Below are 18,683 nucleotides of genomic sequence, written 5' to 3'. Positions count from 1 at the left end.
GGCCCGGTCGGCACGGGATTCGGACCCCCGTAGCCGCCGGCCTGCAGCGACCCGTACGCCCGGGAGAAGGCGAAGCCGGTCTTGTCGGCGTACTGTTTGTTGATCCACGAGTCCGGGGTGACGCCGGCGAGGGTGGAGCGGGCGGCGTCGCAGCACCAGTCCAGCCACCAGAAGTCGAGGTCCTTCGTCCCCATCGCGTCGTGCAGCCAGAAGTACGCCTTCAGCTGGTCGGGGTCGCCGAAGTCGAACACGTAGCAGTCCGGTCCGCCGTTGCAGCCGGTCCTCTGCAGCTTGCCCTTGGCGATCTCCTGCGCCTGCGCGAACCGCGGGTCGGAGCCGAGGACGCTGGGATGGATGTTCAGTCCGGTATGCACGCCCCGCGAGCGCAGCCACGATGTGCTGTGGCGCATCATCGACCACGCCCGGAAGACTCGGCAGGCATGAGGTTCGCCTTCTATGGACGTGTGTCGACCGAGGATCAGCAGGATCCGCAGGCATCGAAGGGCTGGCAGCTCTCCCGGGCTCGCAGCCTCATCGAGCCGGCCGGCGGCGAGATCGTCGCCGAGTTCTTCGACATCGGCCTGTCTCGGTCGTTGCCCTGGAAGCGTCGACCGGAGGCCCAACGGCTGCTGGACGTGATCAAGAGCCCCCGTCGCGACTTTGATGCGGTGGTCATCGGCGAGCCGCAGCGCGCTTTCTATGGCAGCCAGTTCGGCATGACGTTCCCGGTATTCGTGCACTACGGCGTCGGCCTCTGGGTGCCCGAGGTCGGCGGTGCCATCGACCCCGGCTCGGATGCGCACGATCTGGTCATGGCGCTCTACGGCGGCATGAGCAAAGGAGAACGCAACCGCATCAAGATCCGCGTTCGCTCGGCAATGAAGGCGCAAACCGAGCTGGAAGGCCGCTTCCTCGGCGGACGCCCACCATACGGATACCTGCTCGCTGACGCCGGCCCGCACCCGAACCCCGGCAAGGCCGCCGAAGGCAAGCGCCTACACCGCCTACAACCCGATCCGCTGACCGCTCCGGTCGTCCGCCGAATCTTCGAAGAGTACGCCGCAGGCCGAGGCATGACCTCCATCGCACGCGGGCTCACCCATGACGGCATCCCATGCCCGTCCGCCTACGACCGAGCGCGCAACCCGCACCGCAACACCGAGGTCTGGGAGACGACCGCCATCCGCGCGATTCTCCGCAATCCGCGCTACACCGGCCGCCAGGTCTGGAACAAGCAACGCACCGACGAAGTCCTGATCGACGTGGAAGACATCGCCCTCGGCCACGAGAACAAGCATCGGTGGAACGACGAAAGCGAGTGGGTCTGGTCCAACGCCAAGGCCCACACTCCGCTGATCACGACCGACCTCTACCAGCGGGCACAGACCACCATCAAGGTGCGTGGAACGAACGGCGAGCAAGGCCGAACGCCGCGCCGCAGCACCCGCCCCTACCTGTTCCGCGGACTCATCAACTGCGGGCTCTGCGGACGCCACATGGTCGGCAACCTCAACCACGGTCGGCTGTACTACCGATGCAAGGCATCACGCGACTTCGTGCGCCAACACGAGGTCGCCCACCCGCCCATGCTCTACCTGCGCGAAGACGCCATCGCCGATCCTGTGGACCGGTTCCTCCGCCAGGAACTGAACGGGCGCACGCTGGCCGCGAACCTGCGTGCCCTGGCCGACGCCCACCACCGCGCCGAACTGGCCGCCTACCAGGCGAGTGACGAGACCGGACGACTCCGCCGGACGATCACCGACTGCGACGCCAAGATCGGACGCTACCGGGCGGCGCTCGACGCCGGAGGCGACCCCGCGCTCATCGCCGGCTGGATCCGCGAGGCATCGACCGTTCGGGGTACCGCGGAGGCCGCGCTACGGGTGAGCGGGACACCGCCGCAGCGACTCAATGACGATCAGATCGCGACCATGGTCGACGGCTTAGGAAGCTTGCTTACCGTCCTCCGCAACGCGGACCCACGCGACAAGGCGGAGCTGTACAGCCGCATCGGCCTGCGCATGACCTATGAACCAGGCCCGAAGACGCTGAAGGCCGAGCTCGTCTCTGACGATCTCGGCCGTGTGCTTAATGTGTGTCCGAGGGGGGACTTGAACCCCCACGCCCTATACGGGCACTAGCACCTCAAGCTAGCGCGTCTGCCATTCCGCCACCCGGACCTGCTCGTCCAGCCTAACCCGGGCCGCCACGCGGTTGGCGTCCGCGTGTGGTGTGCCCCGGGGGCCGCACAGGAGAGAACTTTACACGGCCCGGCGGCGACGTTGCATCGGGCCCTCCCCCGCGCGTCGCGGACGGGCAGGTGGGGCCGTACGGGTGCGGGTTAACCGATCTTGACCTGCGCTTTTGTGCGCGGGAGACATTGACCGGCGTCTAGAATGCATCCTATATTGAGGCTCAGGTCACCTACACCGCTCGCAGCCCTGGCCGAGGCGGCGGGCTGGAGGTCGGACGCACCGGGCCATGGCGGTGCCGGCCGACTCACCTTCCTCCCCTGCTCGGCACCGTCGCCTGAGCGAAGCCAAAGCCCTGATACGCCGAAAGCAAGCAATTCCGGGGCAGCGGGCCGTTTCAGCGGCGCTCACTGCCCGGAAGGCACGAAGCCGCGGCGAAAGGGCGAGCAAGCGACCGATCAAAGCCCCAAGCGCCACCAGTCACTCTTGGAGGCACCTCCCATGACCGAAAACCGTTCCGTCGACGTCGTCATCGTCGGCGCCGGGTTCTCCGGTATGTACCTGCTTCACCAGCTCCGCCGCCACCACCTCTCCGCCGTCGTGTTCGAGGCCGGGACCGATGTCGGCGGGACCTGGTACTGGAACCGCTATCCCGGCGCTCGCGTGGACGTCGAGAGCCTCGCCTACTCGTACTCGTTCGATGACGAGCTTCAGCAGGATTACGAGTGGCGGGAGCGCTATCCCACTCAGCCCGAGATTCTTCGGTACGCGCAGCATGTCGCTGATCGGTTCGATCTTCGCAAGGACATCGTCTTCCGGACCCGCGTCAGCGGTGCGGCCTGGGACGAGGATTCCAAGACCTGGTTGGTACGTACGGAGCATCAGGACGCCGTCACGGCGCGGTTCCTCGTCATGGCCACCGGCTGTCTCTCCGCTTCGAAGTTGCCGGAGATTCCTGGCCTGGATTCCTTCAAGGGCGCCACTTATCACACCGCGCACTGGCCGCATGAGGGCGTCGACTTCACGGGGATGCGGGTGGCCGTCATCGGGACCGGGTCTTCCGGGGTTCAGTCGATTCCCGTCATCGCCGAGCAGGCCGCCGAGCTGACCGTCTTCCAGCGCACGCCCGCGTATTCGTTGCCCGCGCGGAATCGGGCGTTGCGCGAGGACGAGGTCAAGGAGATGAAGGCCAACTATCCGACGTTCCGGCAGGCTCAGCGGGAGTCCGGGTTCGGGGTGCCGGTGCCGATGCCCACGCGGTCCGCGCTCGAGGTGTCCGAGGACGAGCGGGATGCGACGTTCGAGGTGGCGTGGGAGAGCGGGAGTCTGGTCAATCTGCTCACGGCGTACAAGGATCTGGCTACCGATCAGGCTGCCAACGACACCGCTCGGTCGTGGATCCATCGGAAGATTCATGCGATCGTCGCCGATCCGCGGGTGGCCGAGGATCTCTGCCCGGCGTATCCGGTCGGGACGAAGCGGCCCTGTCTCGATACCGGGTACTACGAGACGTACAACCGGTCCCATGTGCATCTGGTGAATCTGCAGCGGACGCCTCTGGTCGGGATCACGGAGAAGGGCATCAGGACCTCCGATCACGAGTACGAGGTGGACGCGATCGTCTATGCCACCGGGTTCGACGCGATGACCGGGGCGCTCACCAATGTCGACATCCGGGGGCGGGACGGGTTGTCGCTCAAGGAGACGTGGAGCGCCGGGCCTCGGACGTATCTCGGGATCGGGACGGCCGGATTCCCGAACATGTTCATGATCACCGGGCCGGGCAGTCCATCCGTGCTTTCCAACATGGTGGTTTCCATCGAGCAGCATGTGGACTTCGTGAGGGATGCCATCCGGCACCTGGATGAGCAGGGGTTGCGGGTCATCGAGCCGGCGTTGGCGGCGCAGGACGCCTGGGTCGAGCACGTCAACGAGATCGCGAGCCACACCCTCTACCCGAAGGCGAATTCCTGGTACATGGGCGCCAACGTGCCGGGCAAGCCGCGGGTCTTCATGCCGTACGCGGGAGGCGTCGGCGAGTACCGCAAGCGGTGCGACGAGGTCGCCGCGAAGGGCTACGAGGGTTTCGAATTGAGTGTGTGAGGAGTTGCCATGTCCCGCCGTGAACTGATCGACCCTGAGGTCCGCGTACCGTTGGATCAGTTGTTGGAAGCGATGCCCGGCGGCTTCAATGCCATCGCCGACATCGTCGAGCGCCGGGCCGCCGTCGGGGCCATGCTGGGCGCCATCGAGGTGCCCGAGAATCCGAATGTGGTCAAGGAGGACCGCACTGTTCCGGGGCCGCAGGGTGAGCCTGACATCTCCGTACGGATCTATCGGCCGCGCGATGCCGCCACGCCGCTGCCCGGCATCTATTTCATCCATGGTGGCGGCATGATTCTCGGCGACGTCGCCGGGGAGGATCCGACCGCGACCCTGCTCTGCGATCAGGTCGGCGCGGTGGTGGTGTCGGTCGAATACCGGCTTGCGCCGGAGCACCCGCATCCCGCGCCGGCCGAGGATTGTTACGCGGGGTTGCAGTGGACCGCCGCGCACGCCGCCGAGCTGGGGATCGACCCGGATCGGCTGGCGATCTACGGCGGGAGCGCCGGGGGTGGACTGACGATCGCGACCGCGATGATGGCGCGGGACCGGGGCGGGCCGGCGGTGCGGTTCATGATGCCGATCTACCCGATGATCGACGACCGCAACGAGACGGCGTCGAGCCGGGAGATCACCGACATCGGCATCTGGGACCGGGACGGCAACATCGAGGCGTGGGCCTGGTATCTGGGTGGCAAGCCGGCCGATCAGTACGCCGCGCCCAGCCGTGCCGAGGACCTGGCCGGGCTGCCGCCCGCCTTCATCGACGTGGGCACCGTGGACCTGTTCCGTGACGAGGACATCGCGTTCGCCCAGCGGTTGATGGCGGCCGGGGTGCCGACCGAGCTGCACGTGCACCCGGGGAGCTATCACGCGGCCGAGACGTTCGCGCCGGAGGCGGCGCTGGCGCAGCGGACGTGGGCGTTGCGGGTCGACGCCCTGAAGCGGGCCCTGGCCTGATGACGGCGGCCGGGCGGGGACGGTCCCGCCCGGCCGTCGCGGTGCGAGGGGTTCAGGATCCGGTGGCGGCCGTCGCCTCGATCACGGGCTGTTCGGCGCCGGCGGTGGCGATCTCGATGCGGCGCGGCTTCGCGGCCTCGGCGACCGGGATGGTCAGGGTCAGGACACCGTCCTGCCAGGTCGCCGCGATCTTGTCGAGGTCGAGGCCGTCGCCGAGGGTCAGGCGCCGTTCGAAGGTGCCGGTGACGCGCTCGCGGCGCAGCCACTGCACCTCTTCGTCGGTGCGCGCCGAGCGTTCCGCCCGGATGGTCAGCACCCGGCCGTCGACGTCCACCTGCACGGAACCGGGGTCGATGCCGGCCAGGTCGCAGTGCAGGACGAAGTGCTCACCGGACCGGTACAGGTCCATCGGCATCGCCAGGGTGGCGGCGCCGCCGACAGCGGAACCGGTGCCGAACATCTGACCGGCGAGGCGGTCGAATTCGCGGAAAGGATCGAAAGTCAGCACCACGAACACCTCCTTGACGACCGTCCGCCGGGCTCTCCGGCGGACGCGTGGCGCTCGGCTAAAGATCAATTCTGCCGAGGGCGCTGCACGCGGCAGCGACACGTCATTATTTAGCACTCCTCCGGGCAGAGTGCCAGCGGATCCGGCCAAAAAAGTTGACGTCCGCCCGGCCCGCGGCGAGGCTCCGGGGATGACGCTCACCCGCCGTACGGTCATCGGCGCCGCGGTGGCCGGGGCCGGCTCGCTCGCCGCCGGACCGCCCGCGCAGGCCTCCCGCCCGCGGGTCGCGGTCCGGCCGCCGGCGCTGCGGCCCGGGGATCGGGTACGGGTCGTCGCCCCGGCCGGCGTACCCGACACCCGCCTGGCCCGCGGCATCGAGATCCTGGAGAGCTTCGGCCTCGTCGTGGAGCCGGGCGAGCACCTGTACGACCGGTACGGCTACCTCGCCGGCACCGACGAGGCCCGCCTCGCCGACCTCAACGCCGCGTTCGGTGACCCGGGCGTCCGGGGCGTCTTCGCGGCCCGCGGCGGTTACGGCACCCAGCGCATCCTCGACGGCCTCGACCTGGCGGCCGTACGCCGTGACCCGCGGGTGTTCGTCGGCTTCAGCGACCTCACCGCGCTGATCGGCCGGCTGTGGCGCGGCGCCCGGCTGGTCGGCTTCTACGGGCCGATGGTCAACTGGACGGACTCGCGTACCGGCCCGGTGGAGATCGAGTCCCTGCGCGCGGCGATCATGACCACCGCGCCGATCGTGCTGACCCGCGACCCGGCCGAGCCCAGCGCGGCCGTCGAGGTGCCCGGCACGGCGACCGGCACCCTGCTCGGCGGCAACCTCACCATGCTGCAGACCAGTCTGGGCACCGGCGACCTGCCGGACCTGCGCGGCGCGATCCTGGTGTTCGAGGACACCGACGAGGGCCCGTACAGCTACGACCGGATGCTCACCCAGCTGCGCCGCGCGGGGATCCTCGAGCGGGTGGCGGGGATCGCGATCGGCCAGTTCACCAACGCGGCCGGCGGTACGGGACAGTGGACGGCGGCGCAGGCGGTGCAGGACCGCGTCGGTGACCTGGGCGTGCCGGTGCTGGGCGGGCTGCGGGTGGGGCACGGCACCGGGCAGCTGACGGTGCCGCTGGGCACCACGGCGACCATCGACACCGCCGCGGGGACGCTGACCGTACGGGCCGGGGTCCGCTGACTCAGGCGATCGGCAGGGCGGTGGCGACGGGCCAGGCGATCATCAGTGCGCCGGCCGCGACGGTACGCCACCACGGCGTACCGGCTCGCCACGCGAGACCGGCCACCAGGAGGTGCACCCCGAGCAGGCCGGCGATCAGCGGCGCCACGAGGGCGAGGAATCCCGGCGCGAGGCCGACGGCGGCGGCCACCGGCACCGGCACGAGCACCGCCGCCAGCACGCCCGCGCTCCACGGCGGACCGGCGAGGGCGTGCGCCGAGGCCAGCAGGACCGCTGTGGCGAGCGTGAGCAGCGCCACCAGCCACCGGTGCGGTCCGTACGGCACCGCCGAGGTGAGGCCGACGTGGATCGGCAGCACGACGATCGCGAGACATGCCACGGCGAAGGCGGACGCCGCGGCCACGCCCCGCCACGACGGCGGGCGGACACGCGCGCCGCGATGTCTCATCGCCGCCGCGACCGCGAGGGCAACCCCGGCGCCGCCGAGGTAGCCGATGAGGTATCCGCAGACCGTGGCCCGCAGCGTCAGGTACAGCAGCGCTCCCCCGGCCAGCCCTGCGAGCGGTGCGAGCGCCACGGCCCCGGCGGTCCATCGGGCCGCCTCGCGGGTGGGCAGCGCCGGGCGGACCGCCCGGGGGCGGGGCCTCAGCGCGGCCGCCGCCACCAGCAGCAGCAACGATCCCATGAGGATCAGGCCGCCCGCGGCCACCCGCTGCTTCGCGGCGATGACCGGCCGCTCCGGCCGGTTACCCACCGCGTCGTCGAGCCACCGGGCCGTCTCATGATGGGTACGGTCGGCGTACAGCACCCCGACGTGTTCGACGAGCGGTACGCGCACGATCCGGCTCCCGCCGGTGGCGGCCGACTCCGTGGCGGACCGGATGCCCGCCGGCTCGAGCTCGCCGACCACGAGCAGCAGGCGGCGCGGGCCCGGCGGGGTGAGGGCGGCGCTGTCCCCGAGCGATATCGCGACCGTGGCGGCGATGCGCTGGTCGCGGGATCCGGCCCGGACCACCGCGGCCGCGCCCATCGAGTGGCCGACCAGCACCACCCGGCCGGGATCGACGTCGGGCCGCGCCCGCACGTAGCGGATGACCGCGGCGAGGTCACGGTCGACCTCGTCCTGCCCGGTGAGCGGCCGGGTGTTCGCGGCGTGCCCGGCCAGGTCGGGCAGGGCCACCACGTAGCCCCGCCGCGCAAGCGTGTCGGCGAACGGCCGCATCAGCCGTCCGGAGCCGGCGAACCCGTGCGCGACCACGACCGCGGGACGCCCGGACCCGGCGCCGGCCGGCCTGACCGTCTCGACCGGTACGCCGTCCACGGTCACCTCCGCCGAGACCAGGCCGTGCCCGGCGTACGCGCCGAGCAGCGCGCCCGCCGCGAGCAGCAGCACGCCGGCGACGAGGGCCGTGACCCGCAGGACGGGACGGGCGCGGGTCGGCATGCGCAGCACCGTACCGGCCGGCCGCCAGGGCCTGCCCGGTCATCACGCGCCGGAGCGGCAGGACAGGTCCGCGGGCGGCTCACTGCCGATGTCGGTGCGCCATTCCGCCTCGGTCAGGTCGCGGCCCGCCACCGCGCAGGCCTGGGCGAGCAGCGTCTCGTCGCCGAAGTCCCAGCGGATCGCGTCGCCGCCGATCGTCACCGAGTAGAGCACCGCCTTGCCCGGGACGAAGGCCATGGCCGTCTGGTACGCCGTGTCGCCCCGCTCCGCCTGCCCCGGGTTCTGCAGCGGGGCCTCGCCCAGACGCCGGCCGGTGGCCAGGTCCAGCAGGCCCAGCGTGCCGTTCATGTCCAGGCTCGCGGCCAGGCCGGACCGCGCGTCGGCGGTCACCAGCGCCCCGACCCCGTCGAGGTGGCGGATCTCGTGGTCGTCGCCCGTGCTGCGTACCGTGGCCGTCCCGAGCCCGGCGGCGTACGTCAGCACGTCCCCCTCCGTGGAGAAGACGGGGATCGGCCCGTCGGCGGGCAACGGACCGGTGAGCGTCTTCCGGGCCCCGGTCGTGGTGTCCACGCGGACGAGGCTGCGGTCGTTCCGCTGCTCGATCAGGGCGTCACCGGCCGGCGAGAGCAGGAAACTCAGCTCGCCGCCGATCTCCTGCCGCTCGGTTCCCTCGGCGCTCCCGTCCGCGGTGCGCAGCCGGCGTATCTCGAGCTGCTTGTAGTCGTACGAGGGCGCCGCCACGACGATCGAAGCGGCGTCGGGGCTCAGCGCCACGCCCGCGACGTTGCCCACCGGCGGGTCGAGCCGCAGCACGCGCGGGGCGGCCAGGTGCGTGCCGGAGGTGTCGAACAGCGCGACCCCCGGGCTGCCGGCGGCGGCGAGGGTCCGGCCGTCCCGGCTGTACGCGAGCGCGGACACGTCGCCGGCGATCGGCGTGTCGGCGATCAGCCGGCGCTCGCCGCTGTCCCAGATCCGCAGCCGCGCGGTCGGGTCGCCGGCGCCGCCCTGCACCCAGGCGACCTGCCGGCCGTCCGGCCGCACCGCCATCGCCGGCGGGATGCCGGCCTCGTTGGGGTCGGGCACGTCGGGACCGACGATCTGCCCCAGCCGGGACTGCTGCCGCAGGTCGAAGACGGCCACGTCGGTGCCCGCGCCGCTGAGCAGCACGTTGCCGTCCGGGCTGAAGCGCAGCAGGGCCGACCCGGTCGGGCCGCCGGTCAGCCGGCGGGGAGCCGGCGCGTCGGTGCCGCGTTGCGCGATGGTGATCACGCCGGACTGCGCGATCGCCACCCGGTGGCCGTCCGTGGAGACGGCGAAGTTGTCGGCCTGGGTCCGATCGACGCCCGGAAACCCGAGCTGCTTGTCGGAGCCGGCCCGGTAGACGGTGGTGTCGCCCATCTTGAAGAAGCCGAAGTATCCGCGGTCTGGCGAGTGCGCCGCGGAATAGCGGCTGGCCGGGACTTGCATGGCCACCGGCTGCCCGGCGGGCGCCAGCGCGGGCAACCTCCAGGATCGAGTCACGACGGACGAGTCCTGCTCGCGCGCGCTGCCGACGCGGATCCGTTCGCTGTCCGCGGTGAAGCCCACGACCGGCCGCGAACCCTGCACGGTCAGCGAACGGACGCCGCCCTTCTTGAGGTCGAGCACCGCGACCGCTTCAGCGCCGGCTGCGGCCGCCCACCGGCCGTCCGGCGAGATCGCGACGTCCGCCACCGGGCCCCGTACGCTCGCCGTCTGCCGGCGGCGGCCCCCGGCCGTCTCGTAGAGGGCCACGGCGCCGCTGCTGTCGCCGACCGCGATCTTCTTGCCGTCGGACGACCAGGCCACCGCCGTCACGGCCGCGCGCCCCCGCAGCAGGACGCGGGCCGGACCCGGCCGGGTGGGCCACACGGTGACCACTCCGGCCTGCGTACCGGTGACGACGGAGGCGCCGTCCGGAGTCACCGCGCCGGCCGTCACGTCGGCGTCGTGGTGCAGGAACCGGACCAGGGCGGGGCTGGCGGAGGACACCTCGAGCAGGGCCGCCCGGCTCTGCGGTGTGGGCTGCGCCCGGTACGCCGCGACGGCGAGCAGCAACGCCTTGTCCAAGCGCCGCGGCGCCTGCTGGACGCTGGTGGCGGCGATCTGCCGGGACACCGCGAGCCGCTCCTGCTGCGTGGCCACGACGCTCTGCCGGTACGCGATGACGGCCGCCGTACCCGAGGCGCACAGCAGCGTGGCGAGCGACGCGATAGCCGTCCTTGCGATGCGCTTGGTGCGCCGGTGCTGGCGGACGTCCTCGCCGATGAGATCGTCCTTGGACCTGCCGTGCAGCGGCGCGGCGACGTCCGCCGTCAGCTCGCGGAAGCGGGGGTCGCGGGGCGTCACCTGGCTCTCGTGCCGGGCCCAGCGGGCGTCGATCCAGCGGGGTTCCTCGTCGAACGCCAGCCGCAGCTCGGGCGGCAGCGCGGACGACGCCGGGTGGAAGCCGCTCCCCCGCCAGACCAGCTCGCCCTCGGTGAGGACGATGAGGATCCGCTGCGGCGTACGGTGCTCCAGCCACCACGCGACCTCCCGGCGTACCCACGGCGACGCGGCCGAGCCGGGCGACGCCAGCAGGACGAAATACCGGGCCTGGCTCAGCGCCGACTCGATCGCCGTCCACAGTCCCGGGTTGGCCGAGAGGCTGTCCGCGTCCCGGAACACGGCGAGCATGCGGCGGCGGTTCCACGGCTTGGCGAAGACCTGCAGTTCACGCTGGAGGTTCGGCGCCAGTTGTCCGTCGGCCGCGCGGCTGTACGAGATGAAGGCGTCGTAACGCGGCGGCGAGGGCGGATTCTTGACGGCGTGACGGAGCATCCGGGGATTGCACCGGTACCACCCGATGATCACCATGCTGGTGTCGACTAGCGGACGCACAGCACCTTTCACCCGAAAAGGTTTCACGATGACATTGCATGCCGACCGGCTCGAGGTCGTTCCGATGACACCGGCTCACGCAAACGGGGTCCTGACGGTCTACGCCGCGGGCATCGCCACGGGCAACGCGACGTTCGAGACGGAACCGCCGTCGTGGGAGGAGTTCGACGCGGCGCGGCTGCCGGAGCACAGGTTCGCGGCCCTGGACGGCGGCGAGGTGGCCGGCTGGGTCGCCTGCTCGCGGGTGTCCACGCGCGCCGCCTACGCCGGTGTGGTCGAGCATTCCGTCTACGTCGATCCGCGGTTCGGCGGCCGGGGCATCGGCCGTACGCTGCTCGAGACGCTGATCGGCTCCACCGAGCGGGCCGGGATCTGGACGATCCAGTCGGGCGTCTTCCCCGAGAACGCCGCCAGCCTGGCGCTGCACCGGCGGTGCGGGTTCCGCGAGATCGGCGTCCGGGAACGGATCGGCCACCATCACGGCGTCTGGCGCGACGTGCTCCTCATCGAACGCCGCTCGGCGGTCGTGTGAGGAGACCGCTGTCGATCAACGGCCCGTCGGCGTAGCGTCGGGGCATTGGTCGACTTCTACCCGATCCGACGGGAGGGCGCCATGACCACGATCGTCCCGCGGCCCGCCGCACCGCAGCCGGTCGTCAGCCGCCCCTGGCCGGTACGACGCCAGATACGGGGCACCGCGCTGGGCCGCACGCTGCGCACCACGGACGCGAAGCAGATCGGGATCATGTACATGATCACGTCGTTCGGCTTCTTCGTGGTGGGCGGCTTCATGGCCCTGCTCATGCGCGCCGAGCTGGCCCGGCCCGGCATGCAGTTCCTGTCGGCGGAGCAGTACAACCAGCTGTTCACCATGCACGGCACGATCATGCTGCTGCTGTTCGCGACGCCGATCGTGTTCGCCTTCGCCAACTTCGTCGTCCCGCTGCAGATCGGCGCGCCCGACGTGTCGTTCCCGCGGCTCAACGCGTTCGCGTACTGGCTGTACCTCTTCGGCGGGCTCATCGCGATCGGCGGCTTCGCGCTGCCCGGGGGTGCCGCGGACTTCGGCTGGACGGCGTACACGCCGCTGAGCGACGCCACGAACTCCCCCGGCGTCGGCGGCAACATGTGGGTGGTCGGCCTGGCCCTGTCGGGCCTGGGCACGATCCTCGGTGGCGTCAACATGATCACCACGATCCTGACCCTGCGCGCACCCGGCATGACGATGTTCCGGATGCCGATCTTCACCTGGAACATCCTGATCACCAGTCTGCTGGTGATCGCCATCTTCCCGTTCCTGGCCGCGGCGCTGTTCGCCCTCGCCGCCGATCGCATCCTCGACGCGCAGGTCTTCAACGTGAACACCGCCGGCCCGATGCTGTGGCAGCACCTCTTCTGGTTCTTCGGCCACCCCGAGGTGTACGTCGTGGCCCTGCCGTTCTTCGGCATCATCACCGAGGTCATCCCGGTCTTCAGCCGCAAGCCGCTGTTCGGCTACAAGGGCCTGGTCGGCGCCACCCTGCTCATCGCGATGCTGTCGTTCAGCGTCTGGGCGCACCACATGTTCGCCACCGGCCAGGTGCTGCTGCCGTTCTTCAGCTTCCTGAGCTTCCTGATCGCCGTGCCGACCGGCATGAAGTTCTTCGTGTGGATCGGCACGATGTGGCGCGGTCAGATCAGCTTCGAGACACCGATGATGTTCGCGCTGGGTTTCATGGTGACGTTCCTGCTCGGCGGCCTGACCGGGGTGCTGCTCGCCTCGCCGCCCATCGACTTCCACGTCACCGACAGCTATTTCGTCGTTGCGCACTTCCACTACGTCCTGTTCGGGACGATCGTGTTCGCCGTCTTCTCCGGGATCTACTTCTGGTTCCCGAAGATGTTCGGCCGGATGCTCGACGACCGCCTCGGCAAGGTCCATTTCTGGCTGACCTTCATCGGCTTCCACGCGACGTTCCTGGTGCAGCACTGGCTCGGCGCGGAGGGCATGCCCCGCCGGTACGCCGACTACCTGCCGAGCGACGGCTTCACGTTCCTCAACACGTTCTCCACGATCGGCTCGTTCGTCCTGGGCGCCGCGACGCTGCCGTTCATTTACAACGTGTGGAAGTCGTACCGGGCCGGCGCTCTGGTCACGGTGGACGATCCTTGGGGCCACGGCAACTCGCTGGAGTGGGCGACCTCCTCGCCGCCGCCGCTGCGCAACTTCGACCGCATGCCGCGCATCCGCTCGGAGCGCCCCGCCTTCGACGCGAAGTTCCCCGAGCTCGCCGCCGGGGAGCAGTCGGAAGCGGGGCCGCCGGAGGGCGGCGCCCGCCCGCTGAGCAGCGAGTCGGACACCGGTGCCAGCTACCAGGAGGATCGCTCGGACAGCCACTGATGCGCCCCGCTTGACGAAGCGGAACGTCGCTCCATATGCTTTCGGAACGACGTTCCGCTTGTCTGGAGGCGTACCCATGGCCACCCCCGTCCTCTCCGTCAGCCCCGTGACGCTGCCGGCTCCCGGCCGTACCGTGGCATTGCAGGTCCGGGTCTCCGCACCCGTGACCGGCGGCGCATTGCCGATCATCCTGCTGTCGCACGGCCACGGGCCGTCGCACCATCTCTCGTCGCTGAACGGCTACGCCCCGCTCGCGAACTACTGGGCGGCGCACGGCTTCGCGGTGATCCAGCCGACCCACCTGGACTCGAGAACGCTCACGCTCCGCCCCGGCGACCCCGAGGCGCCGCTGTACTGGCGCTCGCGGGCCCAGGACATGAGCCGCATCCTCGATCAGCTCGACGCGGTCGAAGCCGCCGTACCGGCGCTGCGCGGACGGCTGGACCCGGCGAAGGTCGCGGCGGCCGGGCACTCGATGGGCGGGCACACCACGAGCCTGCTGCTAGGCGCCCGGCTCACGGATCCGCACGACGGCACCGAGGTGAACCTGGCCGACCCGCGGATCAAGGCCGGCGTACTGCTCGCCGCGCCCGGCCGCGGCGGCGACGCCCTCACCGAAGCCACGGCCACGAACTACCCGTTCTTCACGAGCACCGACTTCTCCGCGATGACGACACCCACGCTCGTCGTCGCCGGGGACAGGGACACCTCCGCCCACCTGACAGTGCGGGGCGCGCAGTGGCACACCGACCCGTACCACCTCTCCCCCGGCCCCAAGTCGCTGCTCACGCTCTTCGGCGCGGAGCACGGGCTCGGCGGGATCTCCGGGTACGACGTCGCCGAGACCACGGACGAGAATCCGGCGCGGGTGGCCGCGGTGCAGCGCCTCACCCGGGCATACCTGTGGAGCGAGCTTCATCCCGGGGACCCGGCCTGGAAGACCGAGGCCGACGCGCTGACGGCCGGACCCGACCCGCTCGGGCGGGTCGAGTCCAGGTAGGCCCTCAGCGGGTGGCGCGACCGGTCAGCTTGTCCTTGAGCCGGTCGACCAGCCCGACGCCGGGGCCCACCAGCTTGTGGAACAGCTCGCTGTTGGGGGCGCCGGGGTGCGGGCGGGTGGGCGCGAGCTTCTTCGCCGTCTCCACCTTGCCGGCGAGCTCGATCAGCTCGTCCTCGGGGATGCGGCGGCGCAGCTCGGGGAACTGCTCCGACTCCTCGTCCTGCACGTGGTCGGCCAGAATGGTCTCGAGCGAGCGCAGCGCCTCCTCGAACTCGGGGCCGCTGACATCGAGGTCCTCGAGCTTCTTCATCGCCTGCTCGAGTTCCTTGTGCTCCTCGATGTCGTGCTCGACCGCCTTGTCGCCGTCGGGCAGGTGCTTGCGCATGGCCGGGTAGACGTACATCTCCTCGGCGACGGCGTGGCGCACCAGCTCGCTGATGGCCGTGTCGGTGAGGTCGCGCCGGATCATCGGGTCCTTGATCGTCCAGATCTCGCCGATCAGGGCGGTGACGTCGCGGTGGTCGCTGGTGAGGACGTCGATCACGTCTTGGCTGGTCATGAAACCTCCTGAGGCGGGGTGAGAACAGCAGCCGACTACCCCGGATACCGTGGGCTCATGCAGGAAACGCAGCGCCGGCAGGAAGACGCACGCCGGGCCGCCGCCGGGCGGGGCTGGGCGGCCCTGCTCGTCACGCCCGGGTCCGACCTGCGCCACCTCGCCGGCTACGACGCGATGCCGCTGGAACGGCTGACCTGTCTGGTCCTGCCGGCCGACGGTGCGGCCACGCTGATCGTCCCGCGGCTGGAGCGCGCGGCGGCCTCGGCGGCCGCTCCCGGCGTACGGCTGGCCGACTATCCGGACGGCGCCGACCCGTACGGTCTGCTCGCCGATCTCCTGCCGCCGGAGGGCCGCGTCGGCGTGGTGGACGTGATGCCGGCGGCGCACCTGCTCCCCCTGCAGGAACGGCTGCCCGGGACACGCTGGGAGCGGGCGGCGCCGGTGCTCGGCCGGTTGCGCGCGATCAAGTCGCCGGCCGAGGTCGCCGCGCTCGCCGAGGCCGGCGCCGCCATCGACGACGTGCACCGGCAGATGCACCGCTGGCTACGGCCGGGACGCACCGAGGCGGAGGTCGCCGCCGACATCGCCACCGCGATCCGCGACGCCGGCCATGCGCGTACGGACTTCGTCATCGTGGCGGGCGGCCCGAACGCCGCCAGCCCCCACCACAGCAGCGGCGCACGGGTGCTCGAGGCCGGCGACCCGGTGGTCGTCGACATCGGCGGGACGATGCCGAGCGGATACTGCTCCGACTGCACGCGTACGTACGTGCTCGGCCCGGCCGCACCCCCGGATTTCGCCGAGTACTACGCGGTCCTGCAGGCCGCCCAGCGGGCGTCGGTGGCGGCCGTGGCGCCCGGAGTGCCGGCCGAGGCGGTCGACGCGGCGGCACGGGAACCGATCACCGCCGCCGGGTACGGCGAGGCGTTCCTGCACCGCACCGGGCACGGCATCGGGCTGGACACCCACGAGGACCCGTACATCGTCGCCGGCAACACCGAACCGCTGTGCGAGGGGATGGCGTTCTCCGTCGAACCCGGCATCTACCTGGCCGGGCGCCACGGGGCCCGGATCGAGGACATCGTCGTCTGCACCGCGGACGGGGTCCGGCGTCTCAACACGACCGGCACCGACCTGGTCCATCTCTGACCCGTCCGGTCAGGGATTGCCGAACGCCGCCCCCAGGCCGGTGAGGTCGATCGGCCGGCGGGCGCTCTCGGGCACGTGGTCCAGCAGCGGACGCATGGCCTCGAGCGCGGTGAGGATCTGGCGGCCGACCCGTCCGACGGGTTGCATGGCGTCGACGGACACCAGGATGCCGCGTTCGGCGTACCAGGTGACGATGGGGTGGGTCACCTCGTGGTACAGCGCGAGGCGGCGCCGGATCACGTCCTCGGTGTCGTCGGTGCGGTGCTCCAGGGCGGCGCGGGCGAGCAGCCGGCGGATGAGCTCGCCGTCGTCCGCCTTGAGGTGCAGCGCCACGTCGGCCGTCATGTTCAGGGACTTCCCGACCTGGTACAGCGTCCGGGCCTGGGTGATGTTGCGCGGCATGCCGTCCAGGACGTAGCCGGTGCCGGCCGCCTTGGCCGCGACCAGGGCATCGCGCACCATGTCCAGCACGATCTCGTCCGGCACCAGGTCGCCGCGGTCCAGGTGGTCGCGGACCGCCCGGCCGAGCGGGGTCTGCCGGGCGACGTGGTCGCGCAGCAGGTCGCCGGTGGCGATGTGCGGGATGTCGAAATGGGCGGCGATCACCGCCCCCTGGGTGCCCTTGCCCGCCCCGGGCGGCGCAACCATCAAGACCCGCATCCAGCAGCCCTCTCCGGTGACCATGCCATCGCGATCAGACTGACATCCCAGGCAGCGGAAGTCCATCACCGCCGCCGCGCCGCGTGGTGTCGGACGGCGGCGGCCGGCTCGGGCGGCATGCCGGTGGCTCCTCAGGCCGGGCAGGGCGGGGCGGTGAAGGTGGAGCGGACACCGACCGTCCACCGGCAGCCGAACTCCGGTGCGGCGACCGTACGGCGGTCGAGGATCGCGTCCCCGCCGGGGCGGGTGCCGTGGCGTACCCAGCCCACCAGGTCGTCGAAGGCCCGCTCCAGCTCGGCAGGGGTGAAGTCGCAGTGCCCGACACCGCGGATCGCGCGGGACACGAACAGGCCGGACCGGCCGTGCAGGGCGGCGCGGCGGGCGTACACCTGCTCCATGGAGAACGGTACGAACAGGTCGCCGATGTCGTGCAGGGACAGCACCGGCACGGGCGGCCGGCCGTGGACGCGCGGGATGCCGTCGAGGCCGCGGGAGGGCCCGGCGGTACGGCGTACGCGAAGGACGTCGGCGTTGAGCCGCCACTCCGCGGCGGTGGGCCATCGCCGGTCCGTGCTGCGGTAGAGGGTGAACCGGTTGTCCGTGACGTTGCCGTCGGCGATCCCGCCGGTGCCCCCGGTCAGGCCGGGGTAGATGCCGAACAGGAACGGCAGGTCGTCGAGCGGCGCGAGGGAGCGGGCCGCGTTCCAGTACGCGAACGAGCCGTCGAAGCCGGGACGCTCGCCGCCGCTGCGCCGCTCCACGACGTCCGACCAGGTGTGCCCGGCGGCGGTCAGGACGGGCGGCGCGCCGGCGGTGACGCCCAGCTGCGGCAGGACGGCGGCCACCTGGGCACGCCATGTGTCCTGGTAGTCGGCGGGCGGCGTCAGTGGGAAGTCGACGTCCACACCGGTCAGCGCGGCGGCGGTGACGTTGGCGTCGAGGAAGTAGTCGAAGAGCTCCGTGTCGCCCAGCACACCGCAGTACGGCATCGCGCCCACGAACGCGCGCGGGTGCTTCTCGATGGCCACGGCGGTCACGTGGCCGCCCATCGAGGCGCCGGTCATGTATACGGCTCTCGCGGCCGAGCCGGTGACCTGGCGGAAGACGTCGATGAGGGCGTACGAGTCCCGCACGCCCTGCCCTACGTCGTAGCCGTTGGTGCTGTAACTGGAGGCCGCCCAGGCGAAGCCCTGAGCCACGTAATGGGCCCGCAGAGCGGGATCGTCCACATAGACGGTGGTGTCGCTGCCGCGGTACCCGTGCGCGTAGACGACCAGCTCGCCGTTCCAGTGCAGGGGCACTTCGATCCGGTACGCCGCACCGGCCCGGATGCCGGTGAGCACCCGTGCGATCGGCGTCCCCGAGGCGTCGGTGAGCGCCCGGAACGGGGTGCCGTCGAGGTCGCACGCCGGGTCGGCCACGAGGTAGCCGGGTTGGGTGGTGCTGGGGACGGGCGCGGCGCAGGCGGCGGGCGCCGCGGTAGCCGGCGGGGCGACGAGCGCGGTCGCGCAGACTACGGCGACGGCGAGCACTGCCACGAAGTGTTTCCGGTACGTAACCACGGGCTACCTCCGGGTAACATCCAATGACGCGTACCGGTGACTGTCAAGGGCGCGCCGCCGTGCC

At 71.2% G+C, this 18,683-nt stretch carries 14 protein-coding genes and 1 tRNA gene; 8 read left to right on the top strand and 7 right to left on the bottom strand.

Annotated elements, in window-relative coordinates:
- Nucleotides 1–350 precede the first annotated feature (350 nt).
- Complete coding sequence (locus ACIBO8_RS09855) at nt 351–2,144, top strand: recombinase family protein (protein ID WP_396114766.1); 1,794 nt, start codon at nt 351–353, stop codon at nt 2,142–2,144.
- Here ACIBO8_RS09855 and ACIBO8_RS09850 read toward each other — a convergent pair.
- A tRNA-Leu gene (locus ACIBO8_RS09850) sits at nt 2,100–2,183 on the bottom strand. The genes ACIBO8_RS09855 and ACIBO8_RS09850 overlap by 45 nt on opposite strands.
- A 228-nt stretch (nt 2,184–2,411) precedes the next feature.
- Between ACIBO8_RS09850 and ACIBO8_RS09845 the strand changes: the two genes are divergently transcribed.
- Both ACIBO8_RS09845 and ACIBO8_RS09840 read left to right on the top strand, forming a co-directional pair.
- Nucleotides 2,412–4,298, top strand: coding sequence for a flavin-containing monooxygenase (locus ACIBO8_RS09845; RefSeq protein WP_396114721.1), 1,887 nt, complete (start codon nt 2,412–2,414; stop codon nt 4,296–4,298).
- Nucleotides 4,299–4,307: 9 nt separating this feature from the next.
- Nucleotides 4,308–5,258: an alpha/beta hydrolase gene (locus ACIBO8_RS09840; protein WP_396114720.1), complete on the top strand. Its 951-nt coding sequence runs from the start codon at nt 4,308–4,310 to the stop codon at nt 5,256–5,258.
- A gap of 52 nt (nt 5,259–5,310) precedes the next feature.
- Here ACIBO8_RS09840 and ACIBO8_RS09835 read toward each other — a convergent pair whose 3' ends face one another.
- The gene (locus tag ACIBO8_RS09835) at nt 5,311–5,769 is read right to left on the bottom strand and encodes an Hsp20/alpha crystallin family protein (protein WP_396114719.1); all 459 of its coding nucleotides are present in this window, start codon (nt 5,767–5,769) and stop codon (nt 5,311–5,313) included.
- A gap of 187 nt (nt 5,770–5,956) precedes the next feature.
- On the opposite strand from ACIBO8_RS09835, the gene ACIBO8_RS09830 reads away from it, so the two are divergent.
- Entirely contained in the window at nt 5,957–6,967 is a 1,011-nt protein-coding gene (locus ACIBO8_RS09830) for an LD-carboxypeptidase (RefSeq protein WP_396114718.1), read from the top strand.
- Between the two features lies 1 nt (nt 6,968).
- Here the strand turns inward: ACIBO8_RS09830 and ACIBO8_RS09825 are convergent, their stop codons facing one another.
- On the bottom strand, nt 6,969–8,411 hold the full coding sequence (locus ACIBO8_RS09825) for an alpha/beta hydrolase (RefSeq protein WP_396114717.1): 1,443 nt from the start codon (nt 8,409–8,411) through the stop codon (nt 6,969–6,971).
- 42 nt (nt 8,412–8,453) lie between these two features.
- On the bottom strand, nt 8,454–11,249 hold the full coding sequence (locus tag ACIBO8_RS09820) for a TIR domain-containing protein (RefSeq protein ID WP_396114716.1): 2,796 nt from the start codon (nt 11,247–11,249) through the stop codon (nt 8,454–8,456).
- Between the two features lie 88 nt (nt 11,250–11,337).
- On the opposite strand from ACIBO8_RS09820, the gene ACIBO8_RS09815 reads away from it, so the two are divergent.
- The 3 genes from ACIBO8_RS09815 to ACIBO8_RS09805 all read left to right on the top strand — a co-directional run bounded on the left by ACIBO8_RS09815 (nt 11,338) and on the right by ACIBO8_RS09805 (nt 14,689).
- On the top strand, nt 11,338–11,841 hold the full coding sequence (locus ACIBO8_RS09815; RefSeq protein WP_396114715.1) for a GNAT family N-acetyltransferase: 504 nt from the start codon (nt 11,338–11,340) through the stop codon (nt 11,839–11,841).
- 81 nt (nt 11,842–11,922) lie between these two features.
- Complete coding sequence (gene ctaD, locus ACIBO8_RS09810; protein ID WP_396114714.1) at nt 11,923–13,689, top strand: cytochrome c oxidase subunit I; 1,767 nt, start codon at nt 11,923–11,925, stop codon at nt 13,687–13,689.
- Between the two features lie 76 nt (nt 13,690–13,765).
- A complete protein-coding gene (locus tag ACIBO8_RS09805) occupies nt 13,766–14,689 on the top strand; it encodes an alpha/beta hydrolase family protein (RefSeq protein ID WP_396114713.1) in 924 nt (307 codons plus the stop codon).
- Between the two features lie 4 nt (nt 14,690–14,693).
- On the opposite strand, the gene ACIBO8_RS09800 is transcribed toward ACIBO8_RS09805, so the two are convergent.
- On the bottom strand, nt 14,694–15,248 hold the full coding sequence (locus ACIBO8_RS09800; RefSeq protein WP_396114712.1) for a hemerythrin domain-containing protein: 555 nt from the start codon (nt 15,246–15,248) through the stop codon (nt 14,694–14,696).
- Between the two features lie 57 nt (nt 15,249–15,305).
- Here ACIBO8_RS09800 and ACIBO8_RS09795 point away from each other — a divergent pair, with 57 nt between their 5' ends.
- Nucleotides 15,306–16,397: a M24 family metallopeptidase gene (locus ACIBO8_RS09795; RefSeq protein ID WP_396114711.1), complete on the top strand. Its 1,092-nt coding sequence runs from the start codon at nt 15,306–15,308 to the stop codon at nt 16,395–16,397.
- 9 nt (nt 16,398–16,406) lie between these two features.
- Here the strand turns inward: ACIBO8_RS09795 and ACIBO8_RS09790 are convergent, their stop codons facing one another.
- Together ACIBO8_RS09790 and ACIBO8_RS09785 are read right to left on the bottom strand one after the other, a co-directional pair.
- A complete protein-coding gene (locus tag ACIBO8_RS09790) occupies nt 16,407–17,057 on the bottom strand; it encodes an adenylate kinase (RefSeq protein WP_396114710.1) in 651 nt (216 codons plus the stop codon).
- 131 nt (nt 17,058–17,188) lie between these two features.
- Entirely contained in the window at nt 17,189–18,619 is a 1,431-nt protein-coding gene (locus ACIBO8_RS09785; protein ID WP_396114709.1) for an alpha/beta hydrolase family protein, read from the bottom strand.
- Nucleotides 18,620–18,683: the final 64 nt, after the last annotated feature.

Origin of the sequence: Actinoplanes sp. NPDC049681 (assembly GCF_044465265.1) — a bacterium.
In the GTDB taxonomy this organism is placed as follows: Bacteria; Actinomycetota; Actinomycetes; order Mycobacteriales; family Micromonosporaceae; genus Actinoplanes.
Note: the sequence above shows the minus strand (reverse complement) of the source record. Positions and strands in the feature narration are given on the sequence as shown.